Genomic DNA, 16,344 nt, shown 5'->3' on the forward strand with positions numbered 1-16,344 from the left:
GGGCTTGGATAAACAACCGCAACAAACAAAACAGGGCGCGCCAGTGCGCACCCCGTTAGTCATCCCTGTGGTGTTAATTGCCTGCTACCATCAGTTTTTAGATTTATCAACCAGTTGGTTAGCGGCGATCCACGGCATCATGCCACGCAGCTTGGCACCTACCTGCTCAATGTCGTGCTCGGCGTTAAGTCGGCGACGCGCGGTCATTGAAGGGTAATTGCTGTTGCCTTCATTGATGAACATCTTGGCGTATTCACCGGTTTGGATGCGCTTCAACGCATTGCGCATAGCAGCACGAGACTGTTCATTGATGACCTCGGTGCCGGTCACATACTCACCATACTCCGCGTTATTGGAGATGGAATAGTTCATGTTGGCAATGCCGCCTTCGTACATCAGATCGACGATCAGCTTGAGCTCGTGCAGACACTCAAAGTAGGCCATTTCCGGTGCATAACCCGCTTCAGTGAGGGTTTCGAAGCCAGCTTTAACTAGCTCAACGGCACCGCCGCACAGCACAGCCTGCTCACCAAACAGGTCCGTTTCAGTTTCATCTTTAAAGGTGGTTTCGATAATGCCACTACGGCCACCGCCTATGCCTGCGGCGTAGGAAAGCGCCAATTCTTTGGCATTGCCCGACGCATCCTGATGAATAGCGATCAGATCAGGAATACCGCCGCCTTTGACGAATTCCGAGCGAACCGTATGACCCGGCGCTTTCGGTGCGATCATGATCACATCGAGATCTTTACGCGGCTCAATCTGGTTGTAGTGAATATTGAAGCCATGAGCGAACGCCAGAGTGGCGCCCTCTTTCAGGTTTGGCTCAACTTCCTGCTCGTAAATCGCCTTTTGATTTTCATCCGGCGCCAGAATCATTACCACATCAGCGGATTGGCATGCCTCTGGAACGGTAGCCACTTTCAGGCCAGCACTTTCTGCCTTGGCCGCCGATGAAGAACCTTTGCGTAATGCAACGGTGACATCGACACCTGATTCTTTCAGGTTGTTAGCGTGGGCATGACCCTGGGAGCCATAACCAACGATGGTGACTTTTTTGGCCTGAATAAGGGACAGGTCGCAATCTTTATCGTAATAAACGCGCATGGCGTAACTCCAAAAGCAGGTTGAATTAGAAATTTGAATAGCGTGTGGTTCAGCGTTGATGGCCACCCGTGCCGTCTTGTGCAGCACTGGGATCTGGCATTGAAATAACTCTACGACAGCAGCACCGTTGCGTAAAACGCTATATTTGCAACATACTATTTCATTTTACGAAATATACTCGAGGATGCTGGCCTACCATGGACTTCCGCTTACTCAAACACGTGGTCACCCTGGCCGAAACGCTGCACTTTGGTCGCGCCAGCGAGCTTTGCCACATTAGCCCGTCAACACTCAGCCGCTCGATTCAGCACGTTGAAGCCGAGCTGGGCACTCGCCTGTTTGAGCGCGACAACCGTCATGTCACCCTGACCTCGCAAGGTTTGGCGTTTCACCACTACGCGAAAGACGCGTTGGAGCAGTGGGAAACGCAAAAGCGCACCCTTGCAGCCACCACGGAACAACTGCGCGGTGAAATCAGCATTTACTGCTCGGTCACCGCCAGCTATAGCTTTCTCTATGAGTTATTGAGTGATGTCCGCACGCGCCACCCGGGCATTGAGCTCAAACTGCACACCGGCGACCCGGCCAACGCCATGACTCGGGTGCTGGATGGCGCTGACGATATGGCGATTACGCCGCGCCCGCGCATTCCGCCTGGCGCACTGGCCTTTAAATCGCTCACACGTTCGCCGTTAGTGTTTATTGCGCCCAACGAGACACAAGACTGGCTACCGCTCGAACCCGAAAGCTCGACCGCCGCGCAGTGGCAACGGGTGCCCATGATTCTGTCTGAAGCGGGACTATCCAGGGAGCACACCAATACCTGGTTCAAGGCATTAGGAATTGCGCCGCGGATTTATGCCCAGGTGGCCGGGCATGAAGCCATTGTCAGCATGGTAGGTCTGGGGTTTGGCGTGGGTGTCGTGCCGAAAATTGTACTGGATAACAGCCCACTGGCCGGGCGGGTTCAGGTGCTGAACGTCAAGCCTGAGTTACCTCACTACGATGTTGGGCTGTGCGTACTCAACAGGCGCTTAAAAAACCCCATGATCGACGCTTTCTGGGCAACCGTCAGCGCCCGGTAGAAAACCTTCACCTATAAAAAAAGCCGCCCAGAGATGGGCGGCCTATCGCCTAAGGAATTAACCAAAAGAGCATCCTAAAGCGATAGCACCTTGTCGCCGCGAGCGATACCCGACACCCCGGTACGGGCGACCTCGAGAATACCCACCGGCGCCATGGCCTGGAGGAAGGCGTCCAGCTTGGCGGCGTCGCCGGTAATCTGCACGGTGTACAGGCTCGGTGTGACATCGACCACCTGGGCGCGGAAGATATCCACCGTACGCTTCACTTCGTCACGCGCAGCGCCTAGCGCTTTCACCTTCACCATCATCAGCTCGCGCTCGATATGATTGCCTTCGGTGAGATCCACCAGCTTAACCACATCGATCAGCTTATTGAGGTGCTTAGTGATCTGCTCGATCACCCGATCATCGCCCACGGTTGTCACCGTCAGACGCGACAGCGACGGGTCTTCCGTGGGTGCGACGTTAAGCGTTTCAATGTTGAAGTTTCGCTGGGAAAACAGCCCGACCACACGTGACAGCGCACCCGGTTCGTTTTCCATCAGAATCGAGATGATATGACGCATCAGGTACGCTCCGTTTTAGACAGCAGCATGTCGCGCATGGCACCCAACGGCACCTGCATCGGATAGACGTGCTCAAAAGGGTCGACCTTCACGTCAAGAAACACCAGTTCATGCTTGTCAGCAAACGCCCGCTCCATCGCCGGTTCCAACTCTTCGAGTGTTGTCACGGTGATCGCGGTGAACCCATACGCTTCAATCAACATATGAAAGTCGGGCAACGACTCCATGTAGGAATGGGCGTGGCGTGACTTGTAGTTCAAGTCCTGCCATTGGCGCACCATGCCAAGCGACGCATTATTGAGATTGACAATCTTGACGCCGACACCGTACTGCTTACAGGTCGAGAGCTCCTGCATCATCATCTGGAAGCTGCCTTCACCGGTGACGCATACCACGTCGTCATCCGGGAAGTTCTGCTTGATGCCCATGGCAGCCGGAAAGCCAAAGCCCATGGTACCAAGCCCACCCGACGTGATCAGTCGGTTGGGTTTATCGAACTTGTAGTACTGGGCTGCAAACATCTGATGCTGCCCCACATCGGTGGTCACGTAGGCCTCGCCGCGGGTCACCCGGCACAGCGCCTCGATCACCTCCTGAGGCTTGAGCGCTTCCCCCGTATTGGACGGCTCGTAAAGTTTGCCTTCACGGTCGGCACGCCAGTCATCAATCTTCTGCCACCATTCCGTCAGCGCTTCGGGATGCGCAATTTCCTGACCCTGCACCAGGCTGATCATCTCATTGATAACGCTTGCGGACGGGCCGACGATCGGCACATCGGCGCGCACGGTCTTGGAGATAGAGCTTGGGTCGACATCGACGTGAATAATCTTCGCCGTCGGGCAGAATTTCGACGTATTGTTCGTCACGCGGTCATCAAAGCGCGCACCGATGGCGATAATCAGGTCGGCATGATGCATGGCCATGTTGGATTCGTAGGAACCATGCATCCCCAGCCACCCCAAACACTGTCGATCGCTCTGGGGATACGAGCCAATTCCCATCAGCGTGGTGGTAATCGGAAAGCCCAGCTGCTTGACCAGGTCGGTCAGACCGTCGCTGGCTTTACCCAGCACGACGCCACCACCGGTATAAAACACAGGGCGCTTGGCCTTGAGCATCATCTCTACGGCTTTCTTTATCTGGCCTGTATGGCCCCGGGTCACCGGGTTGTACGAGCGCATCTTGACCTTTTTCGGGTAGACGTATTCGTAACGCTCGGTGGGCGCGGTCATGTCTTTGGGAATATCGACCACGACGGGGCCGGGACGTCCGGTGGCCGCCAGATAGAAGGCCTTCTTGAGCACTTCCGGGATTTCGGACGGATGACGAATCGAGAAGCTATGCTTCACGATCGGGCGGGTCACACCAACGATGTCGGTCTCCTGGAAGGCATCATCGCCGATCAGGTGACTCATTACCTGCCCACACAGCACCACCATGGGAATCGAGTCCATATAGGCGGTAGCGATGCCGGTCACGGCGTTGGTGGCACCAGGGCCTGAGGTGACCAGCACACAGCCAGGCTTGCCGGACGCGCGTGCATAGCCATCGGCTGCATGGGTGGCCGCTTGTTCGTGACGCACCAGAATGTGCTTCACCTTGTCCTGGCGGAAGAGCGCATCATAAATATGCAGCGCCGCACCACCGGGATAACCATAAATGTATTCGACGCCCTCATCTTGCAAGAAGCGGGCAATCATATCTGCGCCGGAAAGCAGTTCCACAGTGTTTCTCCCCTGGAGGTCTCGAGTGCGATCCGCAGACGATTCTACGGTGTCGAGTGCGGCGGTATGCCGCTGCCAGCCATTGCTGGCACCTGATGCCAAACCCTGGCATAAGGCCCGGTTAGGGCCTGCACTCTGATCGGGAGCGTGTGAATTATGACAACATAAATCACATACCCCCTTATCACGGCAGTTCGCCGTGTCGGGGCGTTGGCCAGGTCGGGCGGTTAGCCCAAGCCCGGAAGTCCTTCGGCGGGTAGAGGCATTCGCCTACCCTTCGCGCGGGGATTGGGGATTACCCGTTGGTTCCGCGCCCGCAAATCAGGAACCCACAAGATTCCATTAGCATCCTCAGCCTGTCAACCTCCGATCCAACGAAAGCCGACAAACAGCCTATTTAAAAGCAAAAAAAGCCCCACTGACGTCGTCAAGCGGGGCTGATAGACAGACAAGCCTATATTAAGAGAAGACTAATTTACCTTCTTCTGCACTGATATGAATGGTGTCACCAGGCGAGAACTTGCCGGCCAGCAAATCCTGGGACAAGGGATTCTCAATACGGCTTTGAATCGCCCGTTTGAGCGGCCTTGCACCATAGACCGGGTCAAAGCCCACCACGGCCAACTGTGCCAAGGCATCGTCGCTGATTTCCAGGCTTAGCTCATGCTCCGCCAGGCGTGCTTTCAGGCGCTCAAGCTGAATACCGGCAATCGCCTGAATCTGCTCTTGGCCAAGCGCATGGAACACGACCACTTCATCGATGCGGTTGATCAATTCTGGCCGAAAGTGGTTACCCACCACCTCCATAACGCTATTTTTCATCACTTCATAATCACTGTCTTGATCATCCCCAGCGCCTCCACCCATGCGCTGGATAATATCCGACCCCATATTGGAGGTCATGACGATCACGGTATTGCGAAAATCTACCGTGCGGCCCTGCCCGTCGGTCAAGCGGCCGTCTTCCAACACCTGGAGCAGGATATTGAACACATCCGGATGGGCCTTCTCTACCTCATCCAGCAGCATCACCGAATAGGGCTTGCGACGCACCGCTTCGGTCAAGTAGCCACCCTCTTCGTAGCCCACGTAACCGGGAGGGGCACCGATCAAACGGGCCACGGAGTGCTTCTCCATGAACTCCGACATGTCGATACGCACCATGGCTTCCTCGGTATCGAACAGGTAATTCGCCAATGACTTGCACAGTTCGGTTTTGCCCACCCCGGTAGGGCCGAGAAACAGGAATGAGCCGTTCGGGCGGTTGGGGTCAGCAAGGCCGGCCCGTGAGCGACGCACGGCGTTGGCCACGGCCTCGACCGCTTCATCCTGGCCGATGACCCGTTCGTGCAGTGCCTCTTCCATACGCAGCAGCTTGTCGCGCTCGCCTTCCAGCATCTTGGCGACCGGAATGCCCGTCCAGCGGGAAACGACCTCGGCGATCTCCTCCTCTGTCACGTTGGAACGCAGCAGTTGATGGCTTGAGGTGTCCGTTTCGCTGTCAGCGCTTTCGGCTATTTTCTTTTCCAGTTCGGGGATCTTGCCGTACTGGATCTCCGACATGCGGCCCAGGTCGCCCTGACGGCGAGCTTGCTCCAGGTCAATACGCGCCTGCTCCAGGTCGGCTTTAAACTGGGCAGCCCCCTGGATACTGGCTTTCTCGGCTTTCCAAATTTCATCTAGATCCGAGTACTCACGCTCCAACTCGTGGATCTGGTTATTGAGCGCTTCCAGGCGTTTTTTGGTCGCCTCATCGGTCTCTTTCTTGAGCGCTTCGCGCTCCATCTTGAGCTGAATCAAGCGGCGATCGAGCTTATCCATCTCCTCGGGCTTGGAGTCCAGCTCCATGCGAATCCGCGAGGCCGCCTCGTCGATCAGGTCGATGGCTTTATCGGGCAGTTGACGGTCAGTAATGTAGCGCGTGGAGAGTTTTGCCGCGGCAATAATCGCCGAGTCGGTGATATCCACGCCGTGATGGACTTCGTAGCGTTCCTTCAAGCCACGTAAAATCGCCACGGTGTCCTCTTCAGTCGGCTCGTCGACCAGCACCTTCTGGAAGCGGCGCTCAAGCGCGGCATCCTTTTCGATGTATTTACGATATTCATCCAGCGTGGTCGCACCTACGCAGTGCAGCTCACCCCGGGCCAGCGCCGGCTTGAGCATATTGCCCGCGTCCATGGCGCCTTCGGCCTTGCCTGCACCGACCATGGTATGCAGCTCGTCGATGAACAGTATGACCCGTCCTTCTTCCTGGGAAAGCTCCTTGAGCACCGCTTTCAGGCGCTCCTCAAACTCACCACGGAACTTGGCTCCCGCCAGCAGTGAGCCCATATCCAGCGACAGCACGCGCTTGTCTTTTAGACCTTCGGGGACTTCGCCATCGACGATCCTCTGCGCCAGACCTTCGACGATGGCGGTTTTACCGACACCGGGTTCACCAATGAGAACAGGGTTGTTCTTGGTGCGCCGCTGTAGCACCTGGATGGTGCGACGAATTTCGTCGTCGCGGCCAATCACCGGGTCCAGCTTGCCGTCCAGGGCGCGCTGGGTCAGATCCAAGGTGTACTTGTTGAGCGCCTCACGCTGGTCCTCGGCGTTCGGGTCGTCCACCTTGGCGCCGCCGCGCAAGCTATCAATGGCGGCTTCAAGCGCTTTGCGGGTAAGCCCGACCTGCTTCATCAGCTTGGTGATGGCGCTGTTCATTTCCAGCGCGGCCATTAGCACCAGCTCGCTGGCAATAAACTGATCGTCACGCTTTTGCGCTTCGCGGTCGGTCAAGTTGAAAAGCTTGACCAAATCCCGCGAGGGCTGAACTTCGCCATCGAACTGGCCGACCTTGGGTAAATCGTCCATCTGCTGAACCAAGCCATCGCGCAGACGCGAGCTGCTGCCCTCGGCTTTTTCGACCAGGGCCTTGATGCCAGTATCTTTGGTATCCAGCAGCGCCAGCAGCAAGTGGGCAGGTTCAAGCTGGTTGTGCCCACGACCAACGGCCAGCGATTGCGCCTCGGCAATGGCTGCCTGAAGCTTCGCGGTAAATTTATCAAATCGCATATTTTCCTCCTGGGGTGGCCGCGCGTTCGGACGTACGGCGTATCCCGATAACCTGTCATTTGAGGTGCTAATCACGATTAGCTTGACAAGTTAAATGGCGTCAGTGCCAGGAGGTTTCAAGGGGAAGTGTGGTTGACGGCTGATTTACTTGATCCAGATCACGCTCGCCATCCTGCCGGTATGGCCGCCGTCGCGACGATAGGAGTAAAAGCGTGACTCGCAGGCGGTGCAGAAGTGACCACCGCTGATGTGATGAATGCCCAACGCCTCAAGACGAAAACGCGCCAACCGATAGAGGTCGGCCATGTGATGACCCAGACGATAAGGGCTGTGGTCGAACGCATCCGCCGTTTCAGGCTGAGCCGCCACAAAGGCGCCGTAGACTTCAGGGCCAACCTCAAATTGGGCGTTCGAGATCGCCGGCCCCAGCCACACCAGAATATCGTCGGGATCACTGTTCATCGCTGAGACAGTAGCTTCCAGCACGCCGGTTGCCAATCCTTTCCATCCCGCATGGGCAACCGCTACCTGGGTACCTGCTCGATTGCAGAACAACACCGGCAGGCAGTCGGCCGTCAGTACCACACAGGCATAGTCGCGGCCATTGGCAATCGCCGCGTCAGCCTCTGGCGTATCACATTGAAACGATTGCTGAACGCGAGCGCCGTGGACTTGATTGAGCCACAATAGTGGACGCTCATCGCCGAGCTCTTTTTGCAGCAAACGACGGCACAGGTCGACATGGTCAGGGTTATCACCGACATGGGTGGCCGGATTGAAGGCCGCAAAGTCACCTTGGCTCGGCCCTGTCTCCCGGGTGGTGACTAACGCGCCCACGTTAGCCGGTGCTGGCCAATCGGGTATCAACAGTGTCGGCTTCAGGTCAATGGCGTCGCTCATTGCATGGTCTCGCTATCGTCGCGCAGGTAGTCCAACAACATTAGTAGATCATCGGGCAGGCCCGCGTGGAAAGTCAGTGTTTCACCGCTGACAGGATGGACAAACCGCAGCTTGCGTGCGTGCAGCGCCTGGCGGGGAAACTCGCGCAATATGTCTTTTAGTGGACCAGCAGCGCCTGGTGGCAGCTTGGCGCGCCCGCCGTATAGCTGATCGCCAATCAGTGGGTAGCGAGCGTGTGCCATGTGGACGCGGATCTGGTGGGTGCGCCCGGTCTCCAACTGGCAGCGAACGTGCGTATGCGCCCGAAAGCGCTCCACCACTCGAAAATGGGTCACTGCCGGTTTGCCTGAGGCGTTCACCGCCTGTCGCTTACGGTCTTTGGGATGGCGTCCAATCGGCGCATCGATCGTGCTGCCCGCGATCGGCTTGCCAATCACCACTGCATCGTACTGGCGGGAAACACTGCGCGCCTGTAGCTGTTCAACCAGAGCAGTTTGCGCGGGCAGGGTCTTGGCCACCATCATTAGCCCGGTGGTGTCTTTATCCAGCCGATGCACGATGCCTGCCCGGGGGACTTCCGAAAGCGCTGGATGATGGTGCAACAGGGCATTCAGCAAGGTGCCATCCGGGTTGCCCGCCGCCGGGTGAACCACCATGTCCGCTGGCTTGTTGACCACCATCACCGTCTCGTCTTCAAAAACGATATCCAGCGGGATCGCCTGAGGTTCAAAACGCGTATCTTCTTCAAGTGTCGCTTGCAGCACGAGTTTCTCGTGACCATGCAGCTTGACCTTTGGCTTAACTTTTTCGCCATCGACCGTCAATTCGCCGGTGTTGATCCACGCTTTCAACCGTTCACGGGAGTAATCACTGAACAACTCGGCCGCCGCTTGGTCCAAACGGGCACCTGCCAATGATGTTGGCACGCGTTGCGTCGCTTCAACACTGCGAGGCATGGGATAATTTCCTTTGACGACACCCCGGCAATGTAATGCGAAGCCTGCGTTTTTTGCCGAGGTGATTTATAGTGGGCTGACTGTGACATATTCTACCATTTCTACTCATGGCCATCGTCGCTTTTCGGTGATTGAGGCTTGTTTGCAACGAGGATGATGATGCGCGTTTTTTCCGCTGCCAATCGCTTTGGCGTGTTTGCTTTAAGCTTTGCTTTACTGGCTGGCTGCGCCAGCAATGGCAACAACGACACAGCCTCCGACGAGGATGAATACGCTGGCGTTGCCGAGCGTGAACTCTACGAACGGGCGCGCGACGCTCTCGATGCGAACCGCTTTAATATTGCGGTAGAACGCTTAGAGGCGTTGGACACCCGCTATCCGTTTGGCGAGCACGCTGAACAGGCCCAACTGGAGTTGGTTTACGCCTATTACGAGAATGGCGACTGGGAAGAAGCGCGCGCCGCCGCCAGCCGCTTCATTCGCTTACACCCCGATCACCCTCAGGTCGATTATGCCTATTACCTGCGAGGTTTGTCTGCCTGGCAGGCAGGACGCTTCAGCCTGGAGCGCCTGCGCTTGATCGATATCTCCAAGCGCGACTTAGGGGCCACACGTGATGCTTACAGCGATTTCCGAGAGCTGATTCAACGCTACCCACAAAGCGAGTACGCCCCGGATGCTCAGCAGCGCATCATATACCTGCGTGAATTGCTCGCTCGCCATGAACTGCACGTGGCCGATTACTACCTGCGCCGCGGCGCCTATCTCGCCGCCGTTGAGCGCGGTCGCTGGGTGATCGAAAACTACCCTGAATCCAATGCCACCCACGACGCACTCGCCACCATGGTAGAAGGCTATCAGGGATTGGAAATGGATGACCGCGCTAACGAAGTGCTCGCGGTGTTACGTGACAATGCGCCCGACCACGACCAGCTAGATGGCAACCGGTTTGCACCCAAGCATATCGATTAGCGCAGCGCGTATCCGCCCGTTCCGGCGTTGATATGAGCTAGCAAAAACTCTGTACAAGTTTTTGATGAGCAGCCGTCTTAAAAGCCACGCATTCGCGTGGCTTTTTTCTTTTTATACCTCCATTTATCAAAAACTTAACAAAAACTCACGCTAAAGCCGTTATCAATAGTTGTACAAAAGCTATATAAATGACTAATATCCTCATACCAACATGATCAAGCATCTAAACGGTGCCTAAGGAGAAACTCAATGCTTTTGTCAAACTCACGGTTCACGGGAACCAAGATCAGTACACGTCTTACCCTGGGGTTTTCAGCACTCCTCTTACTTCTCGTGATATTGACGGGCATTGGTATCTACCAGGTCAACCAGATTGACCGTGACCTTGCGATCATCAACGACGTCAACGGCGCAAAACAGCGTCACGCCATAAACTGGCGCGGTAGCGTCCACGACCGCGCCATCGCGTTACGCGACATTGTCCTCACTGGCGACGGCAATATTGCCGCTCTTCAGGACACCATGCAGCGCCTGCAGGACAACTACGCAACCGCCTCGGCAGGCATGCAGAGCGTTATCGCCGATAACGCTGACATGCAAGGCCAAAACAACAGCGAAGAACAAAACATACTCAGCCGCATTGCAGAGCAAGCAGACTCGACCCGCGCGCTCACCGACGAAGTGTTAACCGAACATGCACAAGGGAATTATCAAGCGGCTCAGCAGTTACTGCTGGCTGAAGCCGGGCCTGCCTATGCTGAGTGGCTCAACCGCATCAACCAATTCATTGACCTTCAAGAGCAGTTAAATAACGCCACCACCGCTTCCGCCCGTGATAGCGCATCAGGCTTTCAGATGTTGATGCTTGGCTTGACTCTATTCGCCTTGCTTGTAGGCAGCTTGATTGCAGTATTCCTTACCCGCCAATTACTGCGCGAACTGGGCGCAGAGCCCTACGAAGTGAAGGCGTTTGCCGAAGCCATTGGCCGTGGCGAGCTAGATAGCCAAGGGCGCTTAAAGAAAGGCGATAAGCGCAGCATTATGGCCTCTCAGGTAGAGATGGCCCGTCAGCTGCAGGACATCGTCGCCGAAGTGCGGGCATCAGCCCAGGCAGTCGCCAGCAACAGTGAGCAAATTGCCGAGGGCAATAACGATCTGTCATCACGTACCGAGCAACAGGCCAGCGCACTGGCAGAAACCGCCTCGGCCATGGAACAGCTCAACAGCACCGTCAAGCTCAACGCCGACAATTCCCAACAGGCCAGCCAGGAAGCCTCCAGCGCCTCCAACAAAGCAACACAGGGCGGCGACGCCGTTCGTCAGGTGGCTGACACCATGAACGACCTCAACAAGAGCTCACAGGAAATTGCCGGGATCATCTCGACCATCGATTCCATCGCCTTCCAGACCAACATCCTGGCGCTGAACGCTTCCGTGGAAGCAGCCCGCGCTGGCGAACACGGCCGCGGCTTCGCCGTCGTGGCGGAAGAAGTGCGCAAACTGGCCCAGCGCAGTGCCGACGCCGCCCGCGAAATCAATGATTTGATCTCCAGCAACCTGGAGCGCGTCAAGCACGGCAATGAGCGCGCCGCTGACGCCAACAAGTCAACCGAAGAGATCGTCGCGGCGATTGGCCGGGTCACCGACATCATGAAAGAAATCAGCCATGCCAGCGCTGAGCAGAGTGCCGGGGTACAAGAAGTCGGCCAAGCGGTTACCGAGATGGATCAGGTTACCCAGCAAAACGCTTCCCTGGTGCATGAAAGTGCCACGGCTGCCAACAACCTGCGTCAAAATGCCCATAAGCTGATCGACTCCATGTCCATCTTCAAGCTGCCCACCAGCGGTACAGACCATGCGATGGCCTTGGCCTCGTCTCAGGCCACCGCTAACGCGTCGCCAGCCGCCGCTCAACCCGCATTGCGCCAGCAGAAACCCCAGCCCGAGTGGGAAAGCTTCTAAGCCAAAGAACGCGATTCTTCATTGCCAAGGATAGGCACTGACCAAAAGGAAGGCTCCCGAATGCACGGGAGCCACTATTTCAGGCTCTCTGTACTGAGGCGAGTATGAAGCCCACCCAAAGTCTGATCGTGTTTTTTTTGCTGCCCGTCCTGATGTTCGTCGTTCCTGCTTTCGTACTGGGCATGCTTGCCCTGAGCATTGCCAGAGAACAGTCCCTCGACAGCCACCAGACTCAATCAAGAGATCTTGCCAACCTGGTTGAAATGGCAACCTTCGAGCGCCGCCTCGGCGCCCTTCACGAACGCCTTAGCCAAGTTCTCGTTGAAGCCGACAACGACCAACTCAGTGCATTTGATAGCTATAGCGAATACAGCCAAATTCACCTGAAGCTGAACGAAATGGGAGAGCGTATTGAAGATTTAGCGTCTTCGAGTCTGATTGATAGCATGCACGCCGAGAGTGCTGAAACGCTACTGATCGCTTTTCAGGAATATCGGCGTTTTATCGAAATGGCCAACGAAGCCGCCACGCTTAATCAGGGTGACATCAGTTTTTTAATGCAAGAAGCTGAAACCAACTTCAACCGTTTCATGATTCTCACCCAACGCACTTTTGAAGCACTCACCGAACGCACAAGTGAACGTCATCAACAAACCTTCCATACCCTGAGCCGATCTATAAGCACCCTTGTCTGGCTGGGGTTGGGGTTATTGAGCGTCCTGGTCATCGCCGCCGTCTTTGCCGCATGGCGTATCAACCGCCGACTGGTAATGGTCGGTGACGCCATTCTAGCACTCTCCGATACCCGTCAGGCATTGCCCGACTTTGCCGCTATCCAGCGTCTGAGCCAACGCCGTAGCGGGCCCCTGACGCGTATTGCATCAGCGTTGCTCTCGTTTCGAAAAACCGAGCAGCAGCGTCGCGAGGCCGAACGCAAGGTACATCGACTGGCCTACTACGACAGCCTCACCCAACTGCCTAACTGGCAGTTAATGAAAGAGCACCTTCAGCACTCACTGGACACCAACCAGCAGACGGACACCTATGGCGCGCTGCTATACGTGGACGTGGACGACTTTAAACGCATCAATGACAGCTGCGGTCACCGGGCAGGCGATAGCCTGATTCAAGAACTTTCCCGGCGGTTATCGGCCCTTGGCATCGAGGGTACAACCCTTGGACGGATAGGCGGTGATGAATTTGTCATGATTGTCGATGGATTACCTGCGGATCAACTGAAGGCCGCAGAGAAAACCGAACTGCTTGCCGAGAAGCTCCATCACTCTCTCGGCCAGCCTTATCTTTGGGAAGAAAAAGAGCACTTCCTGAGCACGAGTATTGGTGTTGTGTTGTTTGGCGAAGCAGCGCATAGCGTCGACAATCTGTTTCAATATGCCAACGCGGCTGCCCATCTTGCCAAGCAGTCAGCTCCCAACGGCCTGAGGTTTTATGACCCGGCGGTGCAGGCTGAACTTGAAGCAAGAACCGAGCTGGAGCGTGACCTACGCTTGGCCATTGAGCGCCAGGAGTTTGTGCTCGTTTATCAGACGCAGGTCGATAGCACAGGGCGGGCGATTGGCGCGGAGGCACTGATCCGCTGGAAGCATCCGCAACAAGGCCTGGTCTCGCCAGGGACTTTTATCCCCCTGGCCGAGGAAACCGGACTGATCGTGCCGATGGGTCAATGGGTGCTTGAAACTGCTTGTGAGCAGTTGGTCGCCTGGGCCGACGATGAGAACACAGCGCACCTAACGCTCGCCGTTAATGTCAGCGCCAAACAGTTCCAGCAGCCTGATTTTGTCGATAGCGTGCGCTGCGTACTCGAAAGGAGCGGCGCCTTGCCACAACGGTTAAAGCTGGAACTCACCGAAAGCATGGTCATTGGTAATGTGGACGACACCATTGCCCGCATGCATCAGCTTAAAGCCCTGGGGATCAGTTTCGCCATGGATGATTTTGGTACCGGTTATTCATCGCTCCAGTACCTTAAACGATTGCCGCTGGATCAAATCAAAATCGATCAGGCGTTTGTCCGCGACCTGCATAAGGACGCGGACGATATGGCGATCGTACAAACCATTATTGCCATGGGGCAGGCACTCAACATCAATGTGATCGCCGAGGGGGTAGAAACCCTGGCCCATTGGCGTTACCTGAATGATCACCAGTGCCACGCCTATCAAGGCTACTATTTCTGCAAACCGGTATCCGCTGTCGAGATGGTAAAGCGAAGCCTGACGCCGCCGTCACTCCTTACCTAGATCCGTCCTTAGGCGCCCGGCTATTCGCCGGGCTGCCAGCCGTTAACGATCGGGTAGCGACGATCGCGACCAAAGCCTCGCGGGGTGACCCGTACCCCGACAGGCGCCTGGCGCCGCTTGTATTCGCAGCGGTCGACCAGCTTGACCACCTGATAGACATCCTCCCGGGCAAAGCCTGCCTCAATGATCGCTTCGGCACTCATGTCCCCTTCGATATAGCGCGCCAGGATGGCGTCGAGGACGTCATAATCGGGTAACGAGTCGCTATCCTGCTGATCAGGTGCCAGCTCGGCGCTGGGCGGGCGCTCTATGACCCGCTCGGGTATCGCCGGTGACTGGGTATTGCGCCAGCGGGCCAGCCGGTACACCCAGGTTTTGTACACATCCTTGATGGCGTTGTAGCCGCCCACCATATCGCCGTATAGCGTGGCATAGCCCACCGCCATCTCGCTTTTATTGCCGGTGGTCAGGACCATCAAGCCCTTTTTATTGGAGATCGCCATCAACAGCACGCCCCGGCAGCGCGACTGCAGGTTTTCCTCGGTGGTATCCCGCTCGGTGCCCGCAAAGCTTTCCGCCAGCGTGCTCATAAAGGCATCCACCATGGGCTCGATGGGCATGATGTCGTAATGCACGCCCAATAACCTGGCCTGCTCGGCGGCATCCTGCTTGGAGATATCGGCGGTGTAGTGATAGGGCATCATCACGGCCTGGACCCGCTGTGGCCCCAGCGCGTCGACGGCAATCGCCAGTGAAAGCCCAGAATCGATACCGCCGGAAAGGCCCAGCACCACGCCGTCAAAACCGCTTTTATTGACGTAATCGCGCACACCGGTCACCAGGGCACAATAGAGGCTTTCTTCGGGCTCGACCTCGGGCTCGACCTCGCCGGCTTGAGGCTCCCAGGTCGCGGCACTGGTTTGCAGTAACTGCACCGGCATCAAGCCGACCTCCCAGTAAGGCGCCAGCACCTGTAGCTGCCCCTGGGCGTTGAAGCAGCATGAACCGCCGTCAAAGACCAGTTCGTCCTGGCCGCCAATGGTATTGACGTAGACGATGGGCCGCTCGACGTCCTGAGCGCGCTGCTCGAGCAGGCGAAGTCGCTCGCCGGGTTTATCCTGGTGGTACGGCGAGGCATGCAAGGTAATCAGCACCTCAGCACCGGCCGTTGCTGCGGCTTTGATCGGCGCGCCATCCCACAAGTCTTCACAAATGGCGATACCCAGCTTCACCCCTTTGTGCTCATGCACCAGCGTCTCGGTGCCCGGCGTGAAATAGCGTTGCTCGTCGAACACCTGATAGTTGGGCAGCGCCTGCTTGGCGTACTCGGCCTCCCATTGGCCGTTGTACAATACCCCCGCCAGGTTGTAACAGTGGCCTTCCCGCACGCCGGGATAACCAATGATCACCAGCACGTCCCGTGACATCTTCTCGGCCATGCGGGCACGCGCTTCACGCAGGCGTGTTTCCATGGAAGGACGCAGCAGCAAATCTTCCGGTGGATAACCCGACAAAAATAACTCGGGAAACACGACAATGTCGGCACCGTGCTCAATGCGCGCTTCGCGCACGGCTTCAATGGCGCGCGCGGCATTGCCGGGAATATCCCCCACCAAGGGGTCGAGTTGAGCCATGACCAGCGTTAAATCTTGCATGGGCGATAAAATCTCTTGAGAATCTTTTAGAATGGAGACACACCATCAATACGCATTGTCCCGCAAGGGCCGCTCGCAGGCAAAGGCCACGCTTGCAAATTG

At 56.6% G+C, this 16,344-nt stretch carries 11 protein-coding genes; 4 read left to right on the forward strand and 7 right to left on the reverse strand.

What is annotated here, in order from left to right; genetic code table 11:
* Positions 1-90 precede the first annotated feature (90 nt).
* A complete protein-coding gene (ilvC, locus tag HXW73_RS14875) occupies positions 91-1,107 on the reverse strand; it encodes a ketol-acid reductoisomerase (RefSeq protein ID WP_186253813.1) in 1,017 nt (338 codons plus the stop codon).
* 197 nt (positions 1,108-1,304) lie between these two features.
* Here ilvC and ilvY point away from each other — a divergent pair, with 197 nt between their 5' ends.
* A complete protein-coding gene (gene ilvY / locus HXW73_RS14880; protein WP_186253814.1) occupies positions 1,305-2,192 on the forward strand; it encodes an HTH-type transcriptional activator IlvY in 888 nt (295 codons plus the stop codon).
* 74 nt (positions 2,193-2,266) lie between these two features.
* Here ilvY and ilvN read toward each other — a convergent pair whose 3' ends face one another.
* The 5 genes from ilvN to rluD form a co-directional block, all read right to left on the reverse strand.
* Entirely contained in the window at positions 2,267-2,758 is a 492-nt protein-coding gene (gene ilvN / locus HXW73_RS14885; RefSeq protein WP_186253815.1) for an acetolactate synthase small subunit, read from the reverse strand.
* Entirely contained in the window at positions 2,758-4,482 is a 1,725-nt protein-coding gene (locus HXW73_RS14890) for an acetolactate synthase 3 large subunit (RefSeq protein ID WP_186253816.1), read from the reverse strand. Before HXW73_RS14890 ends, ilvN begins: the two co-directional genes overlap by 1 nt.
* 459 nt (positions 4,483-4,941) lie before the next feature.
* Positions 4,942-7,536, reverse strand: coding sequence for an ATP-dependent chaperone ClpB (gene clpB / locus HXW73_RS14895; protein ID WP_186253817.1), 2,595 nt, complete (start codon positions 7,534-7,536; stop codon positions 4,942-4,944).
* A 144-nt stretch (positions 7,537-7,680) separates the two neighbouring features.
* Complete coding sequence (pgeF, locus tag HXW73_RS14900; RefSeq protein ID WP_186253818.1) at positions 7,681-8,436, reverse strand: peptidoglycan editing factor PgeF; 756 nt, start codon at positions 8,434-8,436, stop codon at positions 7,681-7,683.
* Entirely contained in the window at positions 8,433-9,392 is a 960-nt protein-coding gene (gene rluD / locus HXW73_RS14905; protein ID WP_186253819.1) for a 23S rRNA pseudouridine(1911/1915/1917) synthase RluD, read from the reverse strand. The genes pgeF and rluD overlap by 4 nt, the downstream gene beginning before the upstream one ends.
* Positions 9,393-9,551: 159 nt before the next feature.
* On the opposite strand from rluD, the gene HXW73_RS14910 reads away from it, so the two are divergent.
* From HXW73_RS14910 to HXW73_RS14920, 3 genes are all read left to right on the forward strand, one after another.
* On the forward strand, positions 9,552-10,364 hold the full coding sequence (locus HXW73_RS14910) for an outer membrane protein assembly factor BamD (protein ID WP_186253820.1): 813 nt from the start codon (positions 9,552-9,554) through the stop codon (positions 10,362-10,364).
* Positions 10,365-10,613: 249 nt separating this feature from the next.
* Positions 10,614-12,326 (forward strand): methyl-accepting chemotaxis protein, encoded by a 1,713-nt coding sequence (locus tag HXW73_RS14915; protein WP_186253821.1) that lies wholly within the window; start codon positions 10,614-10,616, stop codon positions 12,324-12,326.
* Between the two features lie 104 nt (positions 12,327-12,430).
* A complete protein-coding gene (locus HXW73_RS14920) occupies positions 12,431-14,587 on the forward strand; it encodes a putative bifunctional diguanylate cyclase/phosphodiesterase (protein ID WP_186253822.1) in 2,157 nt (718 codons plus the stop codon).
* A 20-nt stretch (positions 14,588-14,607) separates the two neighbouring features.
* On the opposite strand, the gene HXW73_RS14925 is transcribed toward HXW73_RS14920, so the two are convergent.
* Positions 14,608-16,242: an NAD+ synthase gene (locus HXW73_RS14925; RefSeq protein ID WP_186253823.1), complete on the reverse strand. Its 1,635-nt coding sequence runs from the start codon at positions 16,240-16,242 to the stop codon at positions 14,608-14,610.
* Between the last annotated feature and the right edge of the window lie 102 nt (positions 16,243-16,344).

The organism is Halomonas sp. SH5A2, assembly GCF_014263395.1.
In the GTDB taxonomy this organism is placed as follows: domain Bacteria; phylum Pseudomonadota; class Gammaproteobacteria; order Pseudomonadales; family Halomonadaceae; genus Vreelandella.

Bases quoted from the DNA above. Each gene is read 5' to 3' on its own strand.
- HXW73_RS14915 (WP_186253821.1), top strand. From the start codon at position 10,614: ATGCTTTTGTCAAACTCACGGTTCACGGGAACCAAGATCAGTACACGT.
- HXW73_RS14920 (WP_186253822.1), top strand. From the start codon at position 12,431: ATGAAGCCCACCCAAAGTCTGATCGTGTTTTTTTTGCTGCCCGTCCTG.
- ilvC (WP_186253813.1), bottom strand. From the start codon at position 1,107: ATGCGCGTTTATTACGATAAAGATTGCGACCTGTCCCTTATTCAGGCC.
- clpB (WP_186253817.1), bottom strand. From the start codon at position 7,536: ATGCGATTTGATAAATTTACCGCGAAGCTTCAGGCAGCCATTGCCGAG.
- rluD (WP_186253819.1), bottom strand. From the start codon at position 9,392: ATGCCTCGCAGTGTTGAAGCGACGCAACGCGTGCCAACATCATTGGCA.
- HXW73_RS14910 (WP_186253820.1), top strand. From the start codon at position 9,552: ATGCGCGTTTTTTCCGCTGCCAATCGCTTTGGCGTGTTTGCTTTAAGC.
- ilvN (WP_186253815.1), bottom strand. From the start codon at position 2,758: ATGCGTCATATCATCTCGATTCTGATGGAAAACGAACCGGGTGCGCTG.
- pgeF (WP_186253818.1), bottom strand. From the start codon at position 8,436: ATGAGCGACGCCATTGACCTGAAGCCGACACTGTTGATACCCGATTGG.
- HXW73_RS14925 (WP_186253823.1), bottom strand. From the start codon at position 16,242: ATGCAAGATTTAACGCTGGTCATGGCTCAACTCGACCCCTTGGTGGGG.
- ilvY (WP_186253814.1), top strand. From the start codon at position 1,305: ATGGACTTCCGCTTACTCAAACACGTGGTCACCCTGGCCGAAACGCTG.